General features: G+C 64.9%; 25 protein-coding genes and 1 tRNA gene. 14 read left to right on the top strand and 12 right to left on the bottom strand.

Going from position 1 to position 23,771, the window contains the following annotated elements; genetic code table 11:
* Positions 1-20 precede the first annotated feature (20 nt).
* Positions 21-1,001 carry a C-terminal binding protein gene (locus J2751_RS06515; RefSeq protein ID WP_209484535.1) on the bottom strand — a complete coding sequence of 327 codons (981 nt, stop codon included), beginning with the start codon at positions 999-1,001 and terminating at the stop codon, positions 21-23.
* A 140-nt stretch (positions 1,002-1,141) separates the two neighbouring features.
* On the opposite strand from J2751_RS06515, the gene J2751_RS06510 reads away from it, so the two are divergent.
* Entirely contained in the window at positions 1,142-1,483 is a 342-nt protein-coding gene (locus tag J2751_RS06510; RefSeq protein WP_449405237.1) for a DUF7536 family protein, read from the top strand.
* Here the strand turns inward: J2751_RS06510 and J2751_RS06505 are convergent.
* Positions 1,480-1,761: a MarR family transcriptional regulator gene (locus J2751_RS06505; protein ID WP_209484334.1), complete on the bottom strand. Its 282-nt coding sequence runs from the start codon at positions 1,759-1,761 to the stop codon at positions 1,480-1,482. The genes J2751_RS06510 and J2751_RS06505 overlap by 4 nt on opposite strands.
* 401 nt (positions 1,762-2,162) lie before the next feature.
* On the opposite strand from J2751_RS06505, the gene J2751_RS06500 reads away from it, so the two are divergent.
* The 4 genes from J2751_RS06500 (at position 2,163) to J2751_RS06485 (ending at position 5,480) form a co-directional block, all read left to right on the top strand.
* Positions 2,163-2,465, top strand: a complete 303-nt coding sequence (locus J2751_RS06500; protein WP_209484332.1) for an EMC6-like membrane protein — start codon at positions 2,163-2,165, stop codon at positions 2,463-2,465.
* A gap of 1 nt (position 2,466) precedes the next feature.
* On the top strand, positions 2,467-4,287 hold the full coding sequence (locus J2751_RS06495; protein ID WP_209484330.1) for a ribosome biogenesis/translation initiation ATPase RLI: 1,821 nt from the start codon (positions 2,467-2,469) through the stop codon (positions 4,285-4,287).
* A 99-nt stretch (positions 4,288-4,386) separates the two neighbouring features.
* Positions 4,387-5,130, top strand: a complete 744-nt coding sequence (locus J2751_RS06490) for a creatininase family protein (RefSeq protein WP_209484328.1) — start codon at positions 4,387-4,389, stop codon at positions 5,128-5,130.
* Between the two features lie 83 nt (positions 5,131-5,213).
* Entirely contained in the window at positions 5,214-5,480 is a 267-nt protein-coding gene (locus J2751_RS06485) for an HAH_0734 family protein (protein ID WP_209484326.1), read from the top strand.
* A gap of 33 nt (positions 5,481-5,513) precedes the next feature.
* On the opposite strand, the gene J2751_RS06480 is transcribed toward J2751_RS06485, so the two are convergent.
* Positions 5,514-6,116, bottom strand: a complete 603-nt coding sequence (locus J2751_RS06480) for an L-threonylcarbamoyladenylate synthase (RefSeq protein WP_245202659.1) — start codon at positions 6,114-6,116, stop codon at positions 5,514-5,516.
* Positions 6,117-7,131: 1,015 nt separating this feature from the next.
* Between J2751_RS06480 and J2751_RS06475 the strand changes: the two genes are divergently transcribed.
* The 7 genes from J2751_RS06475 to J2751_RS06445 all read left to right on the top strand — a co-directional run bounded on the left by J2751_RS06475 (position 7,132) and on the right by J2751_RS06445 (position 15,350).
* A complete protein-coding gene (locus J2751_RS06475) occupies positions 7,132-7,971 on the top strand; it encodes a COX15/CtaA family protein (protein WP_209484531.1) in 840 nt (279 codons plus the stop codon).
* A gap of 251 nt (positions 7,972-8,222) precedes the next feature.
* Complete coding sequence (locus J2751_RS06470) at positions 8,223-10,235, top strand: ABC transporter substrate-binding protein (protein WP_209484322.1); 2,013 nt, start codon at positions 8,223-8,225, stop codon at positions 10,233-10,235.
* Between the two features lie 69 nt (positions 10,236-10,304).
* On the top strand, positions 10,305-11,261 hold the full coding sequence (locus J2751_RS06465; RefSeq protein WP_245202654.1) for an ABC transporter permease: 957 nt from the start codon (positions 10,305-10,307) through the stop codon (positions 11,259-11,261).
* Positions 11,262-11,282: 21 nt separating this feature from the next.
* Positions 11,283-12,314: an ABC transporter permease gene (locus J2751_RS06460; RefSeq protein WP_209484321.1), complete on the top strand. Its 1,032-nt coding sequence runs from the start codon at positions 11,283-11,285 to the stop codon at positions 12,312-12,314.
* Positions 12,314-13,372, top strand: coding sequence for an ABC transporter ATP-binding protein (locus tag J2751_RS06455; RefSeq protein ID WP_209484319.1), 1,059 nt, complete (start codon positions 12,314-12,316; stop codon positions 13,370-13,372). The genes J2751_RS06460 and J2751_RS06455 overlap by 1 nt, the downstream gene beginning before the upstream one ends.
* Positions 13,369-14,745: an ABC transporter ATP-binding protein gene (locus tag J2751_RS06450; protein ID WP_209484317.1), complete on the top strand. Its 1,377-nt coding sequence runs from the start codon at positions 13,369-13,371 to the stop codon at positions 14,743-14,745. Before J2751_RS06455 ends, J2751_RS06450 begins: the two co-directional genes overlap by 4 nt.
* A gap of 68 nt (positions 14,746-14,813) precedes the next feature.
* Positions 14,814-15,350 (top strand): hypothetical protein, encoded by a 537-nt coding sequence (locus J2751_RS06445; protein ID WP_209484315.1) that lies wholly within the window; start codon positions 14,814-14,816, stop codon positions 15,348-15,350.
* Between the two features lie 76 nt (positions 15,351-15,426).
* On the opposite strand, the gene J2751_RS06440 is transcribed toward J2751_RS06445, so the two are convergent.
* Positions 15,427-15,996 (bottom strand): hypothetical protein, encoded by a 570-nt coding sequence (locus J2751_RS06440; protein WP_209484313.1) that lies wholly within the window; start codon positions 15,994-15,996, stop codon positions 15,427-15,429.
* A 237-nt stretch (positions 15,997-16,233) separates the two neighbouring features.
* Here J2751_RS06440 and J2751_RS06435 point away from each other — a divergent pair, with 237 nt between their 5' ends.
* Positions 16,234-17,358 (top strand): sensor histidine kinase, encoded by a 1,125-nt coding sequence (locus J2751_RS06435; RefSeq protein WP_209484311.1) that lies wholly within the window; start codon positions 16,234-16,236, stop codon positions 17,356-17,358.
* Positions 17,359-17,388: 30 nt separating this feature from the next.
* Here the strand turns inward: J2751_RS06435 and J2751_RS06430 are convergent, their stop codons facing one another.
* Positions 17,389-18,927, bottom strand: coding sequence for a replication factor C large subunit (locus J2751_RS06430; RefSeq protein ID WP_209484309.1), 1,539 nt, complete (start codon positions 18,925-18,927; stop codon positions 17,389-17,391).
* Between the two features lie 115 nt (positions 18,928-19,042).
* Positions 19,043-19,918: a ribose-phosphate diphosphokinase gene (gene prs / locus J2751_RS06425; protein WP_209484307.1), complete on the bottom strand. Its 876-nt coding sequence runs from the start codon at positions 19,916-19,918 to the stop codon at positions 19,043-19,045.
* Positions 19,919-20,123: 205 nt separating this feature from the next.
* Here prs and J2751_RS06420 point away from each other — a divergent pair, with 205 nt between their 5' ends.
* Positions 20,124-20,774, top strand: a complete 651-nt coding sequence (locus J2751_RS06420; protein WP_209484305.1) for an HVO_0476 family zinc finger protein — start codon at positions 20,124-20,126, stop codon at positions 20,772-20,774.
* A 193-nt stretch (positions 20,775-20,967) separates the two neighbouring features.
* Here J2751_RS06420 and fer read toward each other — a convergent pair whose 3' ends face one another.
* From fer to J2751_RS06390, 6 genes are all read right to left on the bottom strand, one after another.
* Positions 20,968-21,357: a ferredoxin Fer gene (fer, locus tag J2751_RS06415; RefSeq protein WP_209484303.1), complete on the bottom strand. Its 390-nt coding sequence runs from the start codon at positions 21,355-21,357 to the stop codon at positions 20,968-20,970.
* Positions 21,358-21,621: 264 nt separating this feature from the next.
* Positions 21,622-21,696 (bottom strand) — tRNA-Val (locus J2751_RS06410).
* 166 nt (positions 21,697-21,862) lie between these two features.
* Positions 21,863-22,144, bottom strand: a complete 282-nt coding sequence (locus J2751_RS06405; protein ID WP_209484301.1) for a DUF7553 family protein — start codon at positions 22,142-22,144, stop codon at positions 21,863-21,865.
* An 85-nt stretch (positions 22,145-22,229) separates the two neighbouring features.
* Entirely contained in the window at positions 22,230-22,763 is a 534-nt protein-coding gene (locus tag J2751_RS06400) for a cob(I)yrinic acid a,c-diamide adenosyltransferase (RefSeq protein WP_209484299.1), read from the bottom strand.
* Entirely contained in the window at positions 22,760-22,999 is a 240-nt protein-coding gene (locus J2751_RS06395; protein ID WP_209484297.1) for a glutaredoxin family protein, read from the bottom strand. The genes J2751_RS06400 and J2751_RS06395 overlap by 4 nt, the downstream gene beginning before the upstream one ends.
* Before the next feature lie 91 nt (positions 23,000-23,090).
* Complete coding sequence (locus J2751_RS06390; RefSeq protein WP_245202653.1) at positions 23,091-23,486, bottom strand: acyl-CoA thioesterase; 396 nt, start codon at positions 23,484-23,486, stop codon at positions 23,091-23,093.
* Positions 23,487-23,771 lie beyond the last annotated feature (285 nt).

The raw sequence follows: 23,771 nt of genomic DNA, 5'->3' as shown, positions 1-23,771 counted from the left end.
TATTGGTGCGGTCGAGGTTGCTACACCCAGTCCGCGTCCGGGTCGACCCGGCCGGCCGGCACCTCGCCGTTCAATACGGCGGCGACGTCGTCCGCGGCGCTCCGGTTCAGGTCGTCGTAGGCGTCCTCGCTGTACCACGCGGCGTGGGGGGTGACCACCGTGTCCGGTCGTCCGACGAGGGGGTCGTCCGCGGGCGGCTCCTCGGCGAGCACGTCCAGCCCCGCGGCCTTGATCGTCCCCGAGTCGAGCGCGTCGAGGAGTGCGTCCTCGTCGATCACGGGGCCGCGACCCACGTTGACGACGACCGAATCAGGTGTGAGTCGCGCGAGCGCGTCCGCGTCGACCATCCCCCGAGTGGAGTCCGTCAGGGGGGCGTATACCGCGACGTGGTCGCTCCGATCGAACAGCTCGTCGAACTCGACCTTCTCGACGCCATACGGGTCCATCGCCTCGGCGTCGGCGAACGGGTCGTACGCGACGAGCTCCGCGTCGAACCCGGAGAGCTGTTCGGCTGCCCGCTGCGCGATGGGGCCGAACGAGAGGAGCCCCACGGTCGACGCCCTCAGCCGGCGGATCGGGCGACCGTCCTCCCAGCTCCAGCCGCCGGTCGCGACCGCGTCGTCGTACGCTTTCAGCGATCGGAGACAGCTCAACAACAGCGAAACCGAGTGGGTCGCGACCTCGTCGGTACAGTAGTCGGGGACCCGCGTTACGGTCACTCCGGCGTCGGCCGCGGCCGCGACGTCGACGTTGTCGACGCCGACCGCCGACCGGACGACGACGTCGAGCTCCGGCGAGAGCGCCGCGATTGCCTCCGCGGTGACCGGCGTGTTGATGTCGGTAACGACGGCATCAAACCCCTGAGCGGCGTCGATCAGCCGCTCCGTGGAGCCGAGCGGCGCGACCTCGATCTCGACGTCCTCGTCGACCGCGGTCCCGAGCCGCGTCCGGTACGTTTCCGGGTCGATCATCGGGAACTCGGAGAGCAGAACGCGTTTCATGTGTACGGGTACGGGGTCCCCGTACTTGATGCCTACCGATCGCGTCGGCGGGGTGATCGTCGACATCGACCGGGCGACCGCGGATCGCTCCTCTAACGCGTTTCGACGCCTCTTTGCTGACACGGCTACAACAGGCGCGCGTGAGCGACGATACGTCCGAGAACCGACCGACATCGGAAGCCTCGTCGGAGAAACCCCCGATGCTCGTCCTCCTCGAGTCGCTGGAGTTCTATCGGAACGTCCGTACAGGCGTCGTCGTCGGGGCGATCGCCGCGGTGGCGCTATACCTCGTTCGGACGCTGGAACTCCTTCCGTGGTCCCTGGTCGAGACCCGTGAGTACCCCCTGTTCAGTCCGGACGTCTGGTTTCTCCTGCTGGCGTTCGTGCTGGCGGCGACGCTGTCGTTGTTGGTCGCGATAGCACTCACCGTTCTGGAGGCGGTTCGCGGGGCGCGTGAGGTCACGGATGCCGAACGCGGTTAGTCCGCGGTACAGGACACGTCACCGTCATCGCTCGTGAACTCCTGTGCGGGGTCGGTGAGTTTATAAAGGCTCTGTCGGGCGTCGGCGAAGTAGACGTCCTCGTCGACCACGTCGATCCCCTCGAGTCGTTCGAGCGCGTAGCGGACGGTTCGAGCCGACAACATCGACTCCTCGACGATCCCCTTCTGCGTCAGCGCTCCGTTGTATTCGAGTACCTTGAAGACGAGTTTGGCGCTCGGTGGGAGGTCGTCGAGACCCTCCGTTTGGGTTCCAGCCATCAGTACAATTTGAAACCGCACATCGGGATAAATGTTGATGGAAAACCCGCCGTTTCGTCCCAAGTACCAGACACTATTGCCGATAAGTGTGCGAATAACCAGCAATAACTTCCGCATATCTCCCGTAGACTGACTAGTCAGTCAGTCATATTTCTCGCGCGCGATCCCTCGATCCCGGATCGTGACGATCTCGACCGGACCGTGACGATCTCGACCGGACCGTGACGATCGCGATGGCGACACGGGGGGGTCCCTCCGAGCGACCCCGCGATCATGGGGAGGCTCCCATGGTTCACGCGGTTCGACCGGTTCCTGAAGCCCGCTGTAGGAGTCGAAACGGGCGGTTCGACCGAAGGGGACGGAACGAACGGCTTTTCACCGGCGGTTGCGGAACCGTAGGTATGAGCGACGACTCGGGAATCACCGGCCACGCCCGGAGCGTGGTCGTCACCACGATCTGTTGTCTCGCAGGGATCGCCGCGGGCGTGGTGTCGACTGCGTACGTCGGGACCGGCGATGCCGCCGCCACGAGCACGACCGCCGTCCTCGTGATGGGCGCGTTCGTGCTCGTCCAGTACCCGCTGTACAAGGTCATCGGCGTCGGCGACTTCGGCGTCAAGGACAACCTCTACGTGGCGTTCATGACGTTCACGCTGTGGTTCATCAGCTACACTGTCCTCCTCACCTCCGAAGTGGGGTTCTGAGATGGCCGACGACAGCATCGCAGTGGTCGATCTGGATCGGTGCCAGCCCGACCGCTGTAACTACGAGTGTGCCAACTACTGTCCGCCCAACCGGACGGGCAAGGAGTGTATCACCGAGCGCGGCGAGGACACCGCCGAGGGCGACCCGGACCAGATCCACATCTCCGAGGAGCTGTGTCTCGGCGAGACCTGTGGCATCTGCGTCGAGAAGTGTCCGTTCGATGCCATCGAGATAATCAACCTCCCCTCCGAGTTGGAGGAGGAGCCCGTCCACCGCTACGGCGAGAACGCGTTCGCGCTGTACGGCCTCCCGACCCCAGAGCCCGGCAGCGTCACCGGGATCCTCGGCCCGAACGGGATCGGAAAGTCGACCGCTGTCCACGCGCTCGCGGGCGAACGAGTCCCCAATCTCGGTGACCACGAGGACGAGCCCGGCTGGGAACGCGTGCTCGACCGGTTCCGCGGGACCGGCCTCCAGAACTACCTCGAATCGTTGAAGGACGGAGAGGTCACCGTCGCCCGCAAGCCGCAGTACGTCGACCAGATACCGAAGCAGTTCGACGGCAACACCCGCGAGCTGTTGGAGCAAACTGACGAACGCGGCGAGCTCGACACCCTCATCGACCGGCTCAACATCCGGCCGGTGATGGACCAGAGCATCGACTCGATCTCCGGCGGGGAGCTCCAGCGTGTCGCCATCGCGGCGTGTCTCGCCCGCGACGCCGACTTCTACTTCCTCGACGAGATCACGCCGTACCTGGACATCGGCCAGCGGATGGTCGCCGCCCGGCTCATCCAGGAGCTGGCGAACGACGAGAACGCCGAACGCTCGATGCTCGTCGTCGAGCACGACCTCGCTATCCTCGATCTCCTCGCCGACACCCTCCACGTCGCGTACGGTGAGCCCGGCGCGTACGGCGTCATTACGGATCCGAAATCGGTCCGAAACGGCATCAACGAGTACCTCAAGGGATACCTCGACAACGAGAACATGCGGATCCGTCCGTCGGCGATCACCTTCGAGGAGCACGCGCCCCGAGTCTCCTCGAAGGGAACGCCGCTCGTCGAGTACCCCGACCTCGAGAAGTCCTACGGCGACGGGGAGTTCGAACTCCACGTCGACGGCGGCGCGATCCACGAGTCCGAGGTCCTCGGGATCGTCGGACCGAACGGGATCGGGAAGTCCACGCTCGCGAAGCTGTTCGCGGGGTCGTTGGAGCCCGACGTCGGAGAACTCGACTTCCAGCTCGACATCGCGTACAAGCCACAGTACATCGAGATCGACCAGCCGATGCGCGTCGACGCGTTCCTCTCCTCGATCACCGACGAGTTCGGCACCTCCTACTGGAACACCGAGATCGCCCAGCCGCTCCAGCTCGACCGGATCATGGAGCAGGATCTGGTCGACCTCTCGGGCGGCGAGCGTCAGCGAGTCGCCATCGCGGCGTGTCTCTCTGAGGACGCGGATCTGTACGTATTGGACGAGCCCTCCGCGCACCTCGACGTGGAACAGCGTGTCCGCGCGACGACCGCGATCCGTCGGTACGCCGAGAACCACGACGCGACCGTGATGGTGATCGACCACGACATCTACATGATCGACCTCCTCGCGGACCGGCTAATGGTGTTCGACGGCGAGCCGGCACAGCGCGGTCACGCCACGCCGCCACAGGAGATGCGCGAGGGGATGAACGAGTTCCTCGCGGATCTGGACATCACGTTCCGCCGCGACGAGCGCACCGGCCGTCCCCGGATCAACAAGCCCGAGTCCCAGAAGGACCGCCAGCAGAAGCGGGACGGCGAGTACTACTACGCGCCCTGAGGCCGGTTCGCCACGGACCCGTTTCGATCCCCCTCGCCAACTGGTGAGTCGGTCGCCGCTACCCCGACCCCTATAGGCTCGGACGTTCCGCACGGGAGTATGCCCGAAACCGACGCCGACCTGTTCGGACTGACTCACGAGGAGGCGGGCGACGCCATCGACGACGCTGACTTCGGCGTTCTCCCGACCGGAAGCATCGAACAACACTCGACACATCTCCCCGTTTCGACCGACACGCTACGAGCGGACCACCTCACCGCCGAACTGGTGGCGGCCGCCCCCGAGTTCGACCTCGACCTCCTCAGGCTCCCGCCGCTACCGTACGGCCAGTCGGAACACCACATGCGGTTCCCGGGAACGGTGACGCTCTCGACGGAGACGTACGTCGACGTCATTCGAGATATCGGCGAATCGGTGGCGACACACGGACTCGACCGGCTCCTGATCGTGAACTGTCACGGTGGGAACCGAGATCCGCTCTCGATCGCCGCGGATCGTCTCGGTCGAGACACCGATCTCACGGTTCATTTCCTCCACTGGACGGACTTTGCGCGTGAGGACCTTACGGAAACGTTCGGGGAGGGGTGGGGCCACGCGGGCGACCACGAGACGAGTTTCGTCGAGCTGTACCGGCCCGATCTCGTGCGAACCGATCGCAAGGAGCCACAGAACGCCGAGCCGTTTCCGCGGACGCGGAGCTACGAGTACTTCGACGACGTGACCGAACTCGGCGGGCTCGGCGACCCGACCGCGAGCGATCCGGAGGCGATGGAACGGATCGTTGCCGACACGACGGAATCGATACTCGACGCGCTCGTCGAGGACATCGAGAAGGGGTGGTGACCACGGATCGATCGGTAGTATCGGATCACGGATCGATCGGCGGTATCGAAGCGATTAAGCGCGGAACCCGCTAACGGCCGCGCATGCGACACCTCATCGTCCGCGGGGACCCCGGCATCCGTAAGGACGCGATCATCGAGTACGAGGGCGAGGAGCTGGTCTGTTTCGGGATCAACAAACAGGGCGACTGGCACGGCCCGGACGAGCCCCAACTCTGGTGTACGGTCGGCACCGAAGAAGAGCGTGAGGTCTACGACAAACGCGAGTACGTCCCTCACTGGCTCGACGTCGACACCGTCGATGCCGAGGCGCTCGACGTGATCAAAGCCAAGGGCGACCTCTCCGTCTAGTCGCGCTGCGACGATCGGTATCTCTTCGACGTTTCACTCCGACGAGTCGGCGAGCCACGCCTCCACCGCGCCCGCCATCGCGCCGCGGCGATGGATCCGACCGGCCTCGGGGTCGGCGACCGTGCTCTCGGCTCCCGGCGTCTCGCCGCCGTCGACCACGACAGCGGCGCGCTCCCGGATCCGGTCGTCGAGGTCGGTAGGGCGGGTGACGCTCCCCGCGCCTGAGACGTTGGCGCTCGTCGCCGTAATCGGTCCCGCGTCGGCGGCCAGTCTCCGTGCGATCGGATGGTCGGGGACGCGGACGCCGACGCGGTCGCGACCGGCCGTCAGCGCGTCCGGGACCTCCCGCCCGCGCCGCACGATAACGGTTATCGGACCCGGAAGGAACGCCCGCATGAACGCCAGCGCGGTCGGTGACGGTCGAGCGTGTTCAAGCGCGTCGTCGACGCCCGCGACGCCCATGGAGAGCGGGGCGTCGCGGTCGCGACCCTTCGTCTCGAAGACCATCTCGACCGCGTCGGGGTCGAGCGCGTCCGCACCCAGCCCGTACACCGTCTCGGTGGGATAGACGACGCAGTCGCCGGCCGAGACCGCTCTCGCTGCCCGCCCGATCGACTCGCGCGTCGCCAGCGACAGATCGCCTTCGGGGGTCGGATCGTTCGAGTGCTCGCCGTCGTCGGTCACGGCGATCGCTTGGCGAGTCAGTATAAAAAGGGTAGCGGCTCCGATCGGATCCATCCGTGGATCGCGATCCCGTAGCGTCCGTTTCGGTGGACTCGCTGAGCACTCATTCTCGATCCATGAATACGTACGAAACGGCTTCCCCGAACGGGATCGTTCCGTGAGCGACAGCGAGAGTAGGTATATCGATATGGATGATCGGTTGTTTATAAGTCGGATGTGGGTGGTGCTGGCGGCTGTGTATACGTGGTTGGTGGCGGATCGGTGACGACCTCCAAAGCCCCAGTCGCGAGGACTCGCGCGCTTTGCTGCGCTCCTCGTCACTCGCGTTGTCGCCGGCGGCTCTGCCGCCGGCTGCCAGAGGGACCTTCGGTCCCTCACTGCTCGTTCCTGCGGTGCTTGCTGCAGCGTGCTTCGTCCTCGCGACTGCCCCTTTGAGTCCCACCCCGCCCCACAGCCGCACCGCACCTCACACCTCCCCAGCCTCGCCGGAACGGCGCTTATAAGCGCCGTTCCGGGCTCCAGCGAGGAACCTCTGGTTCCTCTGGCAGCGAGGGACAGAGTCCCTCGGGCAACCGGGCTTCGCCCGGTGACAGCCGGCGCGTCGCGCCGGCGACCTCGCACCGTCGGTTCGCGGCCCTTCGGGCCGCTCACCGGGGCGCGCCACCGCAGTGTTTATTTATAAATGATCGTCACCACCGCTCATACTCCCCTTAAATACGATCTCGTCGCCAGCGGTCTGATACACTCACTCCCGACATCGATCATTGCCGTACTTATACGGGCCGGAGCCGAATCAGAGCTGTCGCGTAATAGTTGTTTCAACGGACCCGTTCGAGTTTTTATATACCGCCGTTCCCGCTCGCGTGGACCGTCCGAACGGTCTAAGTACGCGCGAACCCGATCACATCCAATGAGTCTTCGGCCCGCGTGGTTGACCTTCCGGCGGTACGCGGCGGCGACGACCGCGATGACGCTGTCGCTGTTCGCGCTCGGCGTGTACACCGCGGCGACCGGGTCCGGGCTGGCGTGTCAGGCCCAGTGGCCGCTGTGTTCCGACCAGCTAATCCCGGCGCTCACGATCAACCCCGACTTCATCGAGTGGTTCCATCGCGTCTGGGCGATGATCACCGGCTTCCTCATCATCGGTGTCGCCGGCTGGGCGTGGCGCGGCGGGTTCGACCGCCGGACGCGGCTGGCGGCGACGCTCGCAGTGGCGATCCTGCCGTTCCAGATCACGGTCGGGGCGATCACCGTCACCGTCGGCGGACTGGTCCCGGGCGGCTACACCGTCTCGACGCACGCCGCCCACCTGATCGTCGCGCTGTGTATCTTCACGCTGCTCACGCTGGCGACCGTCTGGGGCGGGGACCGCGGTGCGTCTCCTCGGCTCCTCCGTGCTGCCGTCGGGATCGCTCTCGTCGGCGTACTCGCGAGCGCCGTCTTCTCCCGGGCGGTCCGGTTCGTAACGTATTCGCCGGGCGCACAGGCCGCCTTTTATATTGCCGGACTGGCGGCACACCTCGGGCTGATCGTAGCCATGGTCGGCGCGACGGCAGGGGTTCGTGGCGAGCGTACCGATATCGACGCGTCGACGGCACGAACGGTGCGGACGCTCGCGGCCGGGTCGATGGCGGCGCTCGTCACCACCCTGCTTCTCGGACGTGACCTCGTGTTGTACGACGGCTTCTGGCAGCAGGTCAACCTCGTGGCGCTGGGGGCCGCGCTTGCGCTCGCGCTCGGTGCGGCATGGGTCCTGCGGAGCGCGGAGTCGGTGTCGGGAACCCCCACGCCCGTCGGCGGCGACTGAACACCGTTCCGACACGCGAGCGACGATCGCCGACTCGGGCTCGGACCGATCTCAGTTATACGAAAGAGTCGTTGACTAACGATTGATTCGGTGACGAGTAATCGTATCACACGGTGTTCCCGAAGAAATTTGGACAGTTTTTTAAGAGATATGGAATATATAGTGGTAGGTAGCATTGACAACAGTGAACAGTGTTCTGCCCCGCCCCGCGTACGGACGCTGTTCGACAACGACGACTGCTACTAACACCCATGAGTTCAGCAGACCCATCAGTTGACCGTCGCAAAGTACTACAAGGTATTGCCGGTGCATCCGTCGTCGGAATGGCCGGCTGTCTGGGGGAAGACGATGACGACGAGGTCGACATCGATCCCGCGCTCGAACGAAACGATATCGACGTCGACGAGATCCAGGACGGCGGCACGCTAGAGGTTTCCATTCCCCGCGACAGCATCGACGATTACGACGCCGCCGAGAGCAGTGCCGCGGAGGACACCGCGGTGTTCTCGCTGGTGTACGACAACCTGCTTACGACGGACGCGGAGGGAACCACCGAGCTGTGGATGGCCGAGGAGTACGACGCCGTCGACTCCCAGAACGTGGACTACGAGGACTACGAGGAGTACATGCGCGAGGAGGAGATCGTCGAGATCGACGGTGGAATACCGATATTCGATCTCGACGACGACCTCAACCTCGTCCTCCTCCAGCACCCCGAAGACCTCGAGGGTGCGGAGGAGGGAGACGAGGTTCGCGTACTCACCCGCCACGAGGCGGAGGACGCCGTCGACGACGGCGTGTACGGAACGCAGGTGTCCGGTCGCCTCCACGAGGGTATCGAGTTCCACAACGGCGACGAGTGTACCGCCGGCGACATCGTCGGGTCGTACGACCGGTACGTCGGCTCGACCAATCAGGGTCAGGTGTTCGACGCGTTCATGTACGCGGAAGCGCCCGACGGCGACGACGGGTACGAGTTCAATCTCTACTCGCTGGAGCCGGACGCGGCCGCCTTCGTGGAGCTCCCGCCGATCGACCTCTTCCCGGAGGAGCACCACGACCTCGGACCTGGTGAGCTGGAGCCGCGGGCCGGCGGTCCGGTCCCGGTCGGAACCGGGCCGTACGAGATCGCCGAGTTCGACGAGGGCTCGGTGCTCCGGCTCGAACGCACCGACAACTACTGGGTCGAGGAGGTCGGTCTCGAGAACCTGCCCGACTACGACGGTCCCGCCGACTTCCCGGAGCGTCCGGCGATCGAGGAGATTAACGTCCGGTTCGTCCCGGAGAGTTCCCAGCGCTCGGCCGCATTGGAGGACGGCGACCTCGACGTAACGTACGAGCTGGCATCCGACGCCCGGAACAACTTCATGCAGTCGGACGACTTCGACGTCTCCGCACAGGAGAGTACCGGGTACAAGTTCATGCAGTTCCCGCTGGAGGACACCGACGAGGGCGGGGCTTTTGCCGAGGCCGAAGTTCGACAGGCGGTTAGCGCGCTCATGCCGCGCCAGACCATCGTCGACGTCGTCGAGCAGGGGTGGGGCTCGCCCGCACAGGCACCCATCCCCGAGCCGGCCTCCGACTTCGGGACCGCGATGGGGTACGACGAGCTCATCGAACAGGAGTTCGCGTACAGCGTCGAGCCCGACGAGGAGCGAGCAACGGAGCTGATCGAGCAGTCCAGCTTCGAAGCGCCCATCGAGGTCACCATCCAGACGAACGCCGACGACGACGAGCGCATCGACAAGATGTCGCTGGTCGTCGACCAGCTCAACCAGAGCGGCCTCTTCGATGCGGAGCTCGAGACGCCGGCCGCACTCGGCGATTGGACGACCGGGGACCTCTACACGGACGAAGCACACATCGACGACGCGGAGAACAACGCGTGTGCCGTCATCGGACTCGCGACGGGGTTCGACCCCCACGGCTACATCGAGGCGATCCACGACCCGGAGAACTGGAACGGGTGTTGTAACTTCTACTTCCCGCCGGGGACGTTCGACGACGAGTTCGTCGACCTGCTCAACGGCTGCCGCTTCGGCGCGGACGTCGCGGAGGATCCGGACCTGCGTCGCGAGCGGTACGACGAGTTCTGGGAGGCGCACACCGACTTGATGGCGAACACCATCGTCGACTACTCGTTGACGACGCTGACGTTCAACGAGGACGTGGCCGGAGTCAACTGTCATCCCAACACGCAGTCGATCTTCACGTACGCTGTCTATGCGCCGCTCGACGAGCAGATAGCCTACCTCGACCGGTAGGTCTCCCGTCCCGATCCGACGACCATCCACCATGGACCCTGATCCCGGAACAATGCGTTCGATACCCTCATGGACTTACTGAAATTCACCGTTCGCCGTACGCTGGCGTCGATACCCGTGTTGTTCGGGGTGTCAGTGATCACGTTCGGGCTCGTACACCTGACTCCCGGAGACGTGGTCTCACAGCTCGTGGCGGCGAACCCCGACGCGTCACAGGCCGACGCCGTACGACTTCGTCGAGAGTTCGGGCTCGATGACCCGGTCTGGGTACAGTATATTAATTGGCTCGGTGACGTCCTCACCGGCGATTTCGGTGAGCACTTCACCTCCGGTCGCGACGTGAGTGCGCTCGTGTGGGCGCGGCTGCCGGAGACGCTCGCGCTCGGCCTGTTCGGCTGGGTGTTCGCCCTGCTGATCGCCATTCCCGGCGGCATATACGCCGCGATCAACCGGGGCGAGATCGGTGACGACGTTAGCCGTTTCGCGGCGCTATCCGGCATCTCCATTCCGAACTTCTGGCTCGGGTTGATGCTCATCGCCGTCTTCTCGGTACAGTTGAACCTGTTCCCGACGCTGGATCCACAGGAGCCGCTGCTCTCGACGTCGATGCTGTGGTGGCTCGTCCTGCCCGGCGTCACCATCGGCACCGCCGCGTCCGCGAACCTGATGCGGATCATGCGCACGTCGATGGCCGAGGAACTGAACAAGGAGTACGTCACCGCTGCGCGCGCGAAGGGGCTTCCCGAGCGCACGGTGGTACTGAAACACGTGCTCCGGAACTCGCTCATCTCCGTGACGACGATCGCGGCGTTCCTGACGGCCTCGATCGTCTCCGGGTCGGTCGTCGTCGAGACCGTGTTCGGGTGGCCCGGGCTCGGGATCCTGTTCGTGGAAGCGATCAACGTCCGCGAGATCAACCTGATTCTTGTGATCACGCTTTTCACCGGCGTGTTCATCGTGCTCGCGAACCTGCTCGCCGACATCGTCTACGCGCTGCTCGACCCGCGGATTCGACACGACTACTAACAATGTCTCAGATACGCACCAATGTCAACTGAACGAGGCCGCATTCGGGTGTCGGGGTTCGAGACGGAACGGATCGCGGACCACGACGCGGCGGAACCGACCGGCGACGACGCCGAGGAAGCAGAGGACGACCCGGAGGTCCAGAACCGCTGGGTTCGTGTGATCCACCAGTTGAAACGCGATCGGCTCGCACTGACTGGGATGGCCGTCGTCGTCGTGATGCTGTTCGTGGCGGTGTTCTCCCGCCCGATCGTGGTTGGTGACGTCACCGTCCAGCCGCTCAGTCTCACGCCGTACGACCCCGCACAGACCGGCGTCGGCGATCGATACGACTCGCCGTCGCTGACGCACCCGATGGGGACCGATCGACTCGGTCGTGACACGTTCTCGCGGGTGGTCGCCGGCTCGCGATACAGCGTCACCATCGGTTTCGTGGTGACCGCGCTCGCCGCGAGTTTCGGCGTGATCTACGGCGGTGTGTCCGGCTACTTCGGCGGCACGACTGACGGCGTGATGATGCGGCTCGTCGACGTCATATTCGCGTTCCCTGCGCTCGTGCTGGCGATGATCCTCGTCTCGCTTTTCGGGGGCGGATTCATCCCGCTGGTCGGGGCGTTCGCGCTCGTCGGCTGGGCGAGCTACGCTCGGATCATCCGCGGTGAGATCCTGAAAGTGAAACAGAACGAGTACGTGATGGCCGCGAAGGCGCTCGGCGCTCGGGACAAGTCCGTACTGTTCAGACACATCATCCCGAACGCGATCGCGCCGGTCGTCGTACAGGCGACGCTGTCGATCGGGACGGTCGTGATCGGCGTCGCTGCGCTCGGCTTCCTCGGTCTCGGCTTCGACCCCGGTACTCCGGAGTGGGGGACGATGCTGGACGCGGAACGCGACACGCTCATCACCGGGGCGGGCGGCACCTGGTTCTGGTGGACTACCGTCTTCCCGGGAATGATGATCTTCCTCTTCGTGATGTCGATCAACATGGTTGGTGACGCGGTGAACGACGCACTGGACGTACAGGTCGATGACGTTCGGGGAGGTGGCGGATAATGGCGCTCCTCGAAGTGCGTGATCTCACGGTCACGTTCTACACCGCGGAAGGCGTCGTGACGGCCGTCGACGACCTCTCGTACTCCATCGAGGCCGGCGAGAAGTTCGGCGTCGTCGGCGAGAGCGGTGCCGGAAAGAGCGTCACTGCACTCTCCCTGCTTCGGCTCATCGAGAGTCCGGGGCGCATCGAGAGCGGGGAGATCCTGCTTGACGGCGATGACCTCCTCGAAATGACCGAAACGGAGATACAGGAGGTTCGTGGCAACCGTGTCGCCATGATCTTCCAAGACGCACAGACGGCGTTGAATCCCGTGTACACCGTCGGCGACCAGATATCGGAGGCGATCCGTCATCATCTCGATCACACCGACGAGGAAGCACGGGAACGCGCGATCGAACTCCTCGATCGAGTCGGGATACCGGACGCGGAGGCCAGATACTCCGATTACCCACACGAGTTCTCCGGCGGAATGCAACAGCGTGCCGTCATCGCCATGGCACTGTCGTGTGATCCGGACCTGTTGGTTGCCGACGAGCCGACCACCGCACTCGACGTGACGACGGAGGCGAAGATCCTCGCGGAACTCGAGGACCTCGCGGAGGAGTTCGACACGGCAGTACAGCTCATCACTCACGACCTCGGCGTCGTTGCGGACCTCTGTGACCGGGTGATGGTGATGTACGCGGGCAAGTCCGTCGAGCGTGCGTCGGCAGAGGACCTGTTCTACGATCCCAAACACCCGTACACGGTAGGGTTGATGAGTTCCATTCCCCGAATCGGTGACGACCGGGACCGGCTCCAGACGATCCCCGGTTCGATGCCGGACCTCATCAGCACGCCGACCGGCTGCTCGTTCCATCCGCGGTGCCCGTACGCCGAGGAGGCGTGCCGCCGGACGGAGCCGGCGCTCACCGAACCGGAAACGGGGAAGCCGGCGACGGTCGGTAGCGAGCGCAGCGCGCGCTGTCTGGAATACACGGGAGAGCTCAACGGCGGGCTCGACTACGACGTCACGGTGCGTGACGACGCTGCCGCACCCACGGAGGGGTCCCAATGAGCACCGGTCCCGACCGTAGTGGCGATCCGCTTCTCCGGACCGAGGGGCTCCAGAAGTATTACGAGACCTCGTCCGGATTCATCGAGAGCTTTCTCAACCGTGCGGACCAGGTGAAGGCGGTCGACGGCGTCGACCTCGAAGTGTACCCCGGGGAGACGCTCGGCGTCGTCGGGGAATCCGGCTGCGGGAAGACGACGCTCGGTCGGTCGATGCTCCGGCTCATCGAGCCGACCGGTGGATCCGTTACGTACCACAAACGCAACGAGGAGACCGGCGAGAACGAGACGATCGAGATCACCGACCTCTCGGGAAGCGAACTCCGAGATCTACGGACGGACGTACAGTACATCTTCCAGGATCCGTTCTCCAGTCTCAACCCGCGGCTCACCGTCGGTGATATCGTCGGCGAGCCGCTGGACATCCACGGGATCCTCGAGGGCGAGGAACGCGAACGACGCATCTACGAGTTGCTGGAGACGGTGGGGCTCAACCCGAGCCATGCCAACCGCTATCCGCACGAGTTCTCCGGCGGACAGCGTCAGCGAATCGGGATCGCTCGCGCGCTCGCCGTCGACCCCGAGCTGATCGTCTGTGACGAGCCGGTGTCGGCACTCGACGTTTCGGTACAGGCACAGATCCTCAACCTCTTGGAGGACCTCCAGGAAGAGTTCGACCTCGCGTACGTGTTCATCGCACACGATCTAAGCGTCGTCGAGCACATCTCCGACCGGATAGCGGTGATGTACCTCGGCGAACTCGCCGAGGTGGGAACGACCGAGGAGATCTTCGCCGAGCCGTATCACCCGTACACGGAGGCACTGCTGTCGGCGATCCCCGAGCCGGATCCGCTGTGGGAGGGGAACCAGATCTTCCTTCGGGGGGAGGTGCCGTCACCGATGAATCCGCCGAGCGGCTGTCGGTTCCACACCCGGTGTCCGCGGGTCATCCCGCCGACGGACCTCGACGTCGATCAGCCGGCGTTCCGCGGAGTGATGGACCTTCGACTTCGGCTCTCCGGACTGGAAGCGGCCGACGGTCTGGTTACGACGGCCGACACCGACACCGATGCCGGCGGCGTCGAGGACGTGACCGCCATGGACGTCGAGTCGGCGGAGGCGCTAGTCCGAAACACGTTCGACATCCCGGAGTGGATCGGCGACGGTGAGGCGGACGACGCGGTCTCGGACGCGGTCCGTCTGTTGGTCGACGGCGAGGTCGACGCGGCGAACGACCGGCTCGAGGCCGTCTTCGAGTCGCCGTGTGAGACTCGACATCCGTCGTCGAACCACATCCGGAACACCCACGAGATAGCGTGTCTCCGGTACGATGCCGACGCACCCGGCGACCGCCCCGCGGTCGGGGACGCGAAGTAGTGCACGTGAGGTATCTCGTCCGTTGAGACGCCGCACTTTTTTGCGTGTGCGTCACGGTCTTACGGGTAATGCGCCGGATCTACGAGTCGGACGCCGTCGAGCGGGATCGGTCGGACCCGTTTCGACCCGGTGACGCCGAGGAGGGGGTCGAACCGCAGGCGGCCCGGTCGATCACGAGTTCGGCCTGGAGCAAGCGACTCCTCCCACACTGGCTTCGCCACCGAGTCGTCACGGTCGACGTAACGGCCGAGCGCACGCACGTCGGTCCGGCGGAGTCCGTCCCGTTCACCGTCACGTTCACCAATCGCCTGCCGATCCCCGTCTCGGTGGAAGTACGCTCCCCGCTCCTATGGACGTGGTCGGTCGACGGTCACGTGGAGGCCTCACGCGTTCCAGTACACGACCCCCCGGACGGAACCGCCTACCTGAACCTCGATCGAGGCGAGAGACGACGGTTCCGCAGGGAGTGGTCGGGACTGTTCAGGATCTCCGACCGCGAGTGGGACCGTGCCGACCGAGGGGAGCACACGCTTCGCGTCGCAGTGAACGTCGCGGATCCGGACGGGAAGGGGCTGGCCGACGAGACGACGATCACCGTGGAGTGAAACGCCGTCTCCGGCGCACACGTATCCGGCGTACGGAGGATCGGGGAGGAAGCCTCGTGGTTCAGTCCAGAGGATCTCAGACTGGAACGGAACCGGGCGAGAACTCGAAGAACCGCGTCTCGCAGCCGGTACAGTGGATGACGTGGACTAGGTTCTCGTCACAGCAGGACTCGACCTTGTCGTTGCTCACCCCGACGGTTCCGGCACAGAACGGACACTCGTCCTGGAACGTGCGCAGCGACTGGACGATCCGCTGCCGTTGGCGGGGCGGAACCGCCTCCCAATCCGCGTGGGACTCACGGAGCGCACCGTCGACCGCGAGGTCGAAGTAGAGCGCCTCCTCGGAGGGCCAGTTGCGGACGATGTCGCCGGTCTTGTACGCGAGATACTCCCGATCCGCCACGTGAGTCTCCGCCTCCCGGGCGCTGAACAGTCTGGCCACGTCAGCGGACGAGTGACCCCGGTCGAGCAGCGTCTCGATCTCGGCTTCAACCGCCTCGAGGAACTCGTCGGTGAGGGTGAGATCGTCGTCGACCGTGTCGAACTCGATCGCCTCCGCCTCGAACAGGAAGTCCTCCGGGTCGACCGCGTTGTTCCGGCGGTATTCGATCTGCTCGGCCACCGAGCGGTCCGCGTGCTCCGTCATACCGACTCTATTGGCCGGGTGAAAAAAACCGTTCGGGTCCCGTGGTCGACGAGCGGCCACCCCGAGCGAGATAGTTATTTATAAATTACATTTGTCTAGTTGTTTCAACTCCGATAGTCTAAGAACGCGTTACCGGTAGCTTTGGGCGTCGTATTCGGGGATATCGGTCCTGACCCGTCGGCGAGTGAAATGTTATTCAAGCAAGATTTATTGCGATCGCGAAACGAATTGGCGGTAATGTCTCCGCGGACGGATCCCCGGCCGGGGATCGCCTATCGTCGACCGGACGGTGATCCGAACCGCCTCCAAGTCGAATCGAACGGCGACTCCGACCTCTCCGTCGATGAGCTACCACGGACCGAGTGGCTCGCGGCGGTCCATCCATCGGATCGGACACAGCTTCGCGAGGAACTCGACACGACCGAAGTCGATATCACGTATCGAATCCAGACCGGGTCCGACCCGACATGGGTCCAAGAACACGGTCGGCGGGCCGACGACGGCGACGTCGTCGGATATCTCTTTCCAGCGTCCGATCGTGTCCGACGACAGCAACAGCTCGAGCGGCAGCGCGAGCGACTCGACGAGTTCGCGAGCGTCGTCTCACACGACCTTCGGAACCCCATGTCGGTCGCCGTCGGCAACCTCGAACTGGCCCGCGAGTTCGAGGGCGAGGCGGCCGACGAGCGCGTCGACCGTGCGATGGACGCGCTGGATAGAATGGACGAACTCATCTCCGACCTCCTCTCGCTCGCACGGGAGGGCCGGACCGTCGAATCGACCGCCGAAGCCGACCTCCGATCGGTCGTCGATCGCGCGTGGTCGACGATCGGCGGGACCGCGAGCGCCGAACTCGTCGTCGACGACGAGCTCCCGTCGATCGACTGTGATCGGAGCCGGCTCCGACAGGCGTTGGAGAACCTGTTCCGGAACGCCGTCGAGCACGGAACCGAGAGCGATCCGGACGCAGTCGCTCCCGCCACGGAAGCCGCCGGACCGACCGACGGGGTTCCCCCCGGAACGTTCGACGACGCGGCCGACGACGACGGTACCGACGGCGACGTTCGCGTCCGCGTCGGTCGAACGCCGGACGGCTTCTATGTCGCCGACGACGGACCGGGGATCGCTCCCGAGCAGCGCGAGGCCGTCTTCGAGCCCGGGCACACGACGGCGGACGACGGAACGGGATTCGGGCTTGCCATCGTCGAACGTGTCGCGGAAGCACATGGCTGGTCCGTCTCGATTGCCGAGAGCCGGGCCGGGGGCGCTCGGTTCGAGTTCGTCGATGTCGACGTGTTCGAGGGATCGGGAGCGACCGACGACCCGGTCGCCGACGACTCCGGACGCTCCTCGGCAGAGTGAGCTGATCGCCACGTGGCGCGGGGCTCCCGGTCAGACGAAGTCGCCCAGTCCCGCCTGATCGTCGCCAGCTTCCTCGCCGTCCGCGTCGTCGCCATCAGTTACGTCGTCCGTCGCTTCCTGACCCGCTGCGGCGTCGACCCCGCTCTCTTCGTTCACTCCGGCGGCGGCAGCCCCCGAACCGTCGCCTCCCGTGTCGGACGATCGGTCGGTCTCGGACGGTTTCCCGTCGTCGAGGCTCCCGGAGGGAGTCCCGGCGAACGCGCCACCCGCGTTCTCCTCCAGTCGCTGTTCTCTGCGTTCCTGGGCGTCCTCGACTATCGAAGCCACCTTGTTCGTCGACTCTCCCGATCCCGTGACGAACGCGACACCGGCCTCGTCGAGGTCGTACGCGGCCGCCATCGCGACGGTCAGATCCCGCGGTTTACAGTGGTGTGTGACCGTCGCGAGGAACGGTAGCACCTCGCGGCGGGCGGTCGCGACGCTACACCCGCTCGCGGCCGCGATCCGGCCGACCACCTCGTCGGCAGTCGCGTCCGAGGAGGGCCAGAACTGCGGGCGACCGTACCGTGTCCATCCGCCCTTGGTCCCATCGCGGGCGGCCGCGACCCCGGCGGCCGCGTTGTCGGTCGCGTAGCGCCAGTAGGAGTAGTTCTGTGAGGCGCGCACGCGGCCGAGCCAGACGTCGGCGTTCGCGAGGAAGTCGTACGCGCGGACCGCCTCCATCGGCTCGTACACGTCCAGCATATTGTCCTCGACCCACTTCGTGAGGTCGTCCGGCGTCTCGTCGACGGCGTACGCCGACTGAAGCGCCTCCTCTGCGGACTCCTCTTTTAAGACTGCGTCGAGAAACGGGAAGATCCCCATCGCCTTGTCGCGGTCCGCGGTGACGACGTCCTCGACTGCGATCGACGACCGACCCTCGCAGGCGGCTTGAAGGTCGTTTATCGCGCCACGCAGGTCGCCACGGTTCCGCTCGGCGATGCGTTCGAGCGCGTCGGACTCGAACTCGATCCCCTCCTTGCGGCAGACGTCCCGGAGCACGGGAACGATGGAGCGCGCGGAGACGTCGCGGAACTCGATGTCCTGACACGCGTTCCGGAGCCCTCGCGAGATGTCGTAGAACTCGTTGGCGATGAGGACGATGGGTTGCCCCGACTCCTTGACGAGTTCCGTGATCGCGGACGCCCCACCGCGGTCGTAGTTGCCGTGGATGTTGTCCGCCTCGTCGAGAATCACGAGCTGTCTGGAGGCGGTGTCGCCGCCGCTTGCCCCGCCGCCGGCGGCGCTCCCGCCGAGGGTCGCGTTCCGGGCCGCGCGCCCGGCAAAGCGCTCGATAACATCGGCGGTTCGCTGGTCGGAGGCGTTCAACTCGACCGTCTCCCAGTCCATGTCGCTCGCGAGCGCGTGGGCCGCACTCGTCTTCCCAACGCCGGGACTGCCATGGAGGATGACGGCCTCTCGATGGTCGTCCCACGAGCGGGCCCACTCCGCGAACGCGTCGCGTGCCTTGTCGTTGCCGCGGACCTCCGAGAGCGTGCTCGGGCGGTATCTCTCCGTCCAGTCGGCCATTGTCGAAGGAACGCGCGAGTGCCGTTTAGTGGTTGCGGAGCAGCGTGTGTTTCTGGGTCCGAGTTGCGCGGCCGGTGGATCTGGAGCCACCTGCCCGTGACAGCCAGATTGAGGATTAGTTGCCTGTGGCCGCGTCGGCGACGAGGGTATCAGCGAGCACCGGCGCGACGCTCGCAACGCTACAGCCGCGTTCGATCGTATCGGTCCCGACGATCCGGTCGACGCCCGCATCACGGAGCTTTGTCACGGCGTTTGCGGCGAGCATCGGGTGGACGCACGCGGCGACGATGCGCGACGCACCCCGATCAGTTAACACCCCAACCGCCTCGCTCATCGTGGAGCCGGTGGCGACGATGTCGTCGACGACGACGACATCCCGTCCGGAGACGGACGCATCCGAGGGAGACACCTCGACCGCGCCCGTCTCGCGGTCGCGGTGTTTCTCGAAGTAGTCGGTCTCGCCCGTCCCGTACGCGTCACGGACAGTTCTGGCGATCTCGACAGCACCCTCATCGGGCGCGAGAAACAGCGGCTCGGTAAGATCGCTCGCCAGCGGGTCCGCGAGGACGCTTGCGGCGTCGACGATCTCGACAGGAACCGCGTAGAACTCGCTGACTGCGGACTCGTGGGGGTTTACTAGCACGACCCGGTCGGTTCCTGTCGATATTGCGCGAGCCATGGCCCGCGCTGAGACCGGCTGTCCGTCGGTAAACGACTGGTCTTGTCTCGCGTAGCCCATGTACGGGATCACGGTTGTGACGTGTTCCGCTCCCGCCTCCCGGACCGCGTCCTGTAGCTGGAGCAGTTCGACCCACGCGGAATCGGAGTCGGTCGTCGCCACCACGGTCGCCGTTTCGCCGTCGAACTCGGGTACGGCTGCGAGGCGCTCGTCGTCCGGAAACCGGTCGTACGTCGCCGTCGCCAGCGGTCGATCCGTCTCGTCGGCGAGCGCGGCCGCCAGCTGTTGGGAACTCGACCCGGGTACGATCATAGGCGTTCGTTCCGCAGTCATCGGTAAACCAGTTTCTGTACTCGGCCGCGATGTGGAAGCGATCGCCACGCACCGATCCCGCGTGACACCATCGATCTCGTCTCCCACCGCCGACCCCGCCTCCCACCGCCGACCCCGCGGCAGCCATCCACACACGGCGGCCACAAAGGCGGATATTTACGCTCGGGGCGGGAAGAGTGCCGTAATGAGCGAAACCGGAGACCGAGTCGGTCTCCCCTGCCCGTCCTGTTCCCCGGGCGAGGAGACCGTCCACGAAGTACTGAAACCCGGCGGCCAAGCCACCGTCCGGTGTACCGACTGCGATCACACGCACAAAACCGAGATCCCCGAACCCGAGACGACCGATCTGACGATCATCGTCTCTCAGGACGGCGAATCCTTTTCCACGGAGATGGAGGTTCCCGCCGAGGGGGGAATCGAGACCGGCGAGGAGTTCGTCGTCGACACCGAAGACGCGCTGATGCAGGTCCGGATCACCGGCATCGAACTCGGCCCGGAACACCGCGTCGAGGACGCCGCGATCACCAGCGTCGACACGCTCTGGACTCGCGCGATCGACAACGTCGCCATCGACGTCACGCTTCACCCGAAGGACGGCGACGCCGATCGCACCCGGTCGATCGAGGTGAACGTCCCGGGCGACATGGAGTTCGTCGTCGGCGACACCGTCGAGTTCGGCGAGGAGGAGTTCACCATCGAGGGACTCCACATCCGAGAGGACGCGCCCGAGTACCGCCACGAGAAGCTCGACCACGCCGGCGACATGGCGTACGCGAAGGACCTCAAGCGGGTGTACGGCCGCGACGAGAGCCTGACCGCGTGGTCCGCGTGGTAGTCGTTCTGCGGTAGTCGACGTTCGCCGGACCGAGGACGCCGCCACGACCGAGGCACATCTCCCCGGCAGGTTTCATGCGAATCTCCGACCGCGTGGAGACGTGAGACTGGAGGGTGCGAGAAGTACGGTTTCCGACACGCGCCCGAAAACGGGTGTCGCGGCGAATACCCGGGTTCACGGGACTCGTCGGACGTTAGATGACGCGGTTCTGGAGGTAATCGAGGTGTTTCGCGTTGTAGACGATCTTGACCTCGTCGGCCGCGGGGCTACCGATACAGGTCAGCCGAACGTTCTTTTCTTCGACTTCCTCGTCGGAGAGGATCTGTTGCATGTCCATCTCGATCTCGCCCTCCTTGACGATGGACGCGCAGTTCGCGCACGCGCCGGCACGACACGAGAAGGGCCAGTCGTAGCCCTGCGCCTCGGCCGCTTCGAGGATGTACTCGCCTTGGTTCACTTCGAGACTGCCGTAGTCCTCGTCGCCGAGATCGGCGTCGGCCGCCTCCTCGAAGAGGTCGTCGTCGTCCATCGACCAGCCGTGGTCGTCGAGCACTTCGTAGTTAAGGTATTCTACAGTGGGCATCACTTGTTTGTTCAGGCCCCTCCTCATTAGGCTTTGCTGTTCACCGCCTCGGCGACCGGGCGATATATGAACCCTTCGGCGCGCCTCGCTTCGCTCGGCGGGAACGCCGGCCTGCTCCGGATCCCTCGTCAACACCAAAACACAGTGGGTCGGGGCGGATTCGAACGCTAGCGGATTCCCTCCGGTCATCCGCTGCTTCCCGCCTCGCTTCGCTCGGCGGGAACGCCGGCCTGTTCCGGCTCCCTCATCAACACCAAAACACAGTGGGTCGGGGCGGATTCGAACCGCCGGCCTGCTCCGTGTGAAGGAGCCGTCATAACCGGACTAGACCACCGACCCGCGTGCTCCAGTTTTTCCGTCGTCAGAACTTAAGGGTTGCTTTGTCGCTCGGATTCAACTATCATGGGGTGATCGGTTCGAACGAAATGGAGTAGGGTACGTCGTCACACCCGACGGAAAATCGAGTGATCGCCGACGAGTGACCGTTGGTCGGTAAAAGGAGGAGTTATTCGATCGGCTGGTCGTCGTTTCGGCTCCGGTAGGCGTCGACGCGCTCGCGAGCCGATGCCACAGCCTCACGGGCCTCGCCCTCGGCACGCTCTTCGAGGTCCTTGAGGTCAGCCTGAAGCTTGTCGAGCCGCGAGGGCTCGGGCCCCTCCTCGGGCTCGTCACCGACGAGCTTCGAGACTCGCTCCTGAAGCGGCTCCAACTCCTCCTTAATGCCGGCTTTCGCGTGTTCGGTCGCTCGGCCGAGGTAGTATCGCGCGTCTTCGAAGTGTTTGCTCATATCTGCCCTTTGGCGAAGGACAGATAAATGCTTTGCGGGAGGAGGCATGAAAAGCGGTCGATCATCCGCCCGAAAGTGTGTCCCGTCAGTACGAGGGGGACTCCTCCGGTTCGCCGTCACGCGCGTTCGCGACGCGTCCGAGAGTAAAGAGGAGATCGGAGAGTCGGTTGAGATACGTGACGACCGCTTCGTTTATAGGTTCAGCTCCGGCGAGCGCGACGACCCGACGCTCGGCTCGCCTGACGACCGTCCGAGCGTAATGGAGCTTCGAACCCGCCTCACCGCCGCCCGGCAACACGAACGACCGGAGCGGCTCCAACTCCTCGTCGAGGTCGTCGATCGCGTCCTCCAACTCGGTCGCGTGTGACGGCTCCACCTGCGGGTCGTCGGGGTCGGGATCGGGGTTCGCCAGATCCGCTTGGACGACGTGGAGGTGGTTCTGGACGGCCGCCAGCAGATCGTCGAGGTCGTCGTGGCCGGTCGGTCGGACCGTCCCGATCAGCGCGTTCGCCTCATCGACGGTCCCGTACGCCTCGATCCGCGGGCTGGACTTCGACACCCGGCTCAAGTCGCGTAAGTCCGTCTTCCCCTCGTCGCCGCGGCCGGTGTACACCGTCATGCGAGGGTCCGCTCGACGTACTCCAAGACGTTCGCGCTCTCTGCCATCGTCACGCCGCGCTCCTCGTCGACGAGAACGGGAACGCCGCGCTGCCCGCTCACGCGTTTCACCTCGTTGCGGTCGGAGTGTAACGCGTCGACCCACGTCGTCTCGTACTCGACGTCCAACTCGTCGAGCGCGTCGCTCACCTTCTCACACCACGGGCAGCCGTCCAGCGCGTACAGTCGGATAGACATACCCGATCGATCGATGTCCGCGGGCAAGAAGGTACGGCTCGCGGATCCAACCGATACGAGTCGGAGCGAACCCGATCCATGGATTCGTGGATCAGAGCCCGTGATAGGACTCGATCGCCGTCCGGTGGTCCTCGGAGATCGGTCGGGAGGACCCCTCGTCGTCGACGGCGACCTGGACCGACTCCGCCTCGGCGACGACGCCGTCCTCGGCCCGGATCTCGTAGGTCATCGGGACGCTCGATTCGCCCAGTTCGGGAACGTCGATCTCGACGGTCACGGAACCGTCCTCCAGCAGAACCGGACGACGAAACTCCAGAGACAGGGACGCGAGTACCGTCGGGATCGACGAGAGGTCCGCCCCGAGCACGTCCCGGACGTACGCCGTACGAGCCTGCTCGAGATAGGTCGCGTAGACGGCGTTGTTCACGTGGCCCATCGCGTCGATATCGCGGAACCGAACGGGAATCTCGGTGACGTACGTGCTCATACGGGGGCCTCGTCCCGAAGTCGTATGTACGCGTCGGCTTTCGTCGGAACGGACCGCCCGGATCCGGTGAAACAACGAGCCGGTAGCGACTGCCTTTTGAGTGATATCGGGAGTGGGTCTCGCAATACGTTGGAGTGAGCGTTTATAAGTGGGTTAGTGATGTTGCTGGCGGCTGTTTATAAGTAGATGATGCTGTGGTGAACAGTTCCACATCTCTAACTGTTCATTTATAAGTGGTTGAGTACGGATCGTCGGTGAACACTTCCAAAGCCCCAGCCTGCTCCG

Origin of the sequence: Halorubrum alkaliphilum (genome assembly GCF_017873815.1) — an archaeon.
GTDB classification, from domain to species: domain Archaea; phylum Halobacteriota; class Halobacteria; order Halobacteriales; family Haloferacaceae; genus Halorubrum; species Halorubrum alkaliphilum.
This window is presented reverse-complemented; position numbering and strand designations above follow the sequence as displayed.

What these genes read in the sequence shown, in the direction of transcription:
- J2751_RS06515 (WP_209484535.1), bottom strand. Translation starts at nt 1,001, where the DNA reads ATGAAACGCGTTCTGCTCTCCGAGTTCCCGATGATCGACCCGGAAACG.
- J2751_RS06440 (WP_209484313.1), bottom strand. Translation starts at nt 15,996, where the DNA reads ATGACGGAGCACGCGGACCGCTCGGTGGCCGAGCAGATCGAATACCGC.
- J2751_RS06495 (WP_209484330.1), top strand. Translation starts at nt 2,467, where the DNA reads ATGGCCGACGACAGCATCGCAGTGGTCGATCTGGATCGGTGCCAGCCC.
- J2751_RS06435 (WP_209484311.1), top strand. Translation starts at nt 16,234, where the DNA reads ATGTCTCCGCGGACGGATCCCCGGCCGGGGATCGCCTATCGTCGACCG.
- fer (WP_209484303.1), bottom strand. Translation starts at nt 21,357, where the DNA reads ATGCCCACTGTAGAATACCTTAACTACGAAGTGCTCGACGACCACGGC.
- J2751_RS06460 (WP_209484321.1), top strand. Translation starts at nt 11,283, where the DNA reads ATGTCAACTGAACGAGGCCGCATTCGGGTGTCGGGGTTCGAGACGGAA.
- J2751_RS06475 (WP_209484531.1), top strand. Translation starts at nt 7,132, where the DNA reads ATGACGCTGTCGCTGTTCGCGCTCGGCGTGTACACCGCGGCGACCGGG.
- J2751_RS06470 (WP_209484322.1), top strand. Translation starts at nt 8,223, where the DNA reads ATGAGTTCAGCAGACCCATCAGTTGACCGTCGCAAAGTACTACAAGGT.
- J2751_RS06390 (WP_245202653.1), bottom strand. Translation starts at nt 23,486, where the DNA reads ATGAGCACGTACGTCACCGAGATTCCCGTTCGGTTCCGCGATATCGAC.
- J2751_RS06420 (WP_209484305.1), top strand. Translation starts at nt 20,124, where the DNA reads ATGAGCGAAACCGGAGACCGAGTCGGTCTCCCCTGCCCGTCCTGTTCC.
- J2751_RS06455 (WP_209484319.1), top strand. Translation starts at nt 12,314, where the DNA reads ATGGCGCTCCTCGAAGTGCGTGATCTCACGGTCACGTTCTACACCGCG.
- prs (WP_209484307.1), bottom strand. Translation starts at nt 19,918, where the DNA reads ATGATCGTACCCGGGTCGAGTTCCCAACAGCTGGCGGCCGCGCTCGCC.
- J2751_RS06490 (WP_209484328.1), top strand. Translation starts at nt 4,387, where the DNA reads ATGCCCGAAACCGACGCCGACCTGTTCGGACTGACTCACGAGGAGGCG.
- J2751_RS06500 (WP_209484332.1), top strand. Translation starts at nt 2,163, where the DNA reads ATGAGCGACGACTCGGGAATCACCGGCCACGCCCGGAGCGTGGTCGTC.
- J2751_RS06465 (WP_245202654.1), top strand. Translation starts at nt 10,305, where the DNA reads ATGGACTTACTGAAATTCACCGTTCGCCGTACGCTGGCGTCGATACCC.
- J2751_RS06395 (WP_209484297.1), bottom strand. Translation starts at nt 22,999, where the DNA reads ATGTCTATCCGACTGTACGCGCTGGACGGCTGCCCGTGGTGTGAGAAG.
- J2751_RS06400 (WP_209484299.1), bottom strand. Translation starts at nt 22,763, where the DNA reads ATGACGGTGTACACCGGCCGCGGCGACGAGGGGAAGACGGACTTACGC.
- J2751_RS06405 (WP_209484301.1), bottom strand. Translation starts at nt 22,144, where the DNA reads ATGAGCAAACACTTCGAAGACGCGCGATACTACCTCGGCCGAGCGACC.
- J2751_RS06445 (WP_209484315.1), top strand. Translation starts at nt 14,814, where the DNA reads ATGCGCCGGATCTACGAGTCGGACGCCGTCGAGCGGGATCGGTCGGAC.
- J2751_RS06430 (WP_209484309.1), bottom strand. Translation starts at nt 18,927, where the DNA reads ATGGCCGACTGGACGGAGAGATACCGCCCGAGCACGCTCTCGGAGGTC.
- J2751_RS06450 (WP_209484317.1), top strand. Translation starts at nt 13,369, where the DNA reads ATGAGCACCGGTCCCGACCGTAGTGGCGATCCGCTTCTCCGGACCGAG.
- J2751_RS06505 (WP_209484334.1), bottom strand. Translation starts at nt 1,761, where the DNA reads ATGGCTGGAACCCAAACGGAGGGTCTCGACGACCTCCCACCGAGCGCC.
- J2751_RS06485 (WP_209484326.1), top strand. Translation starts at nt 5,214, where the DNA reads ATGCGACACCTCATCGTCCGCGGGGACCCCGGCATCCGTAAGGACGCG.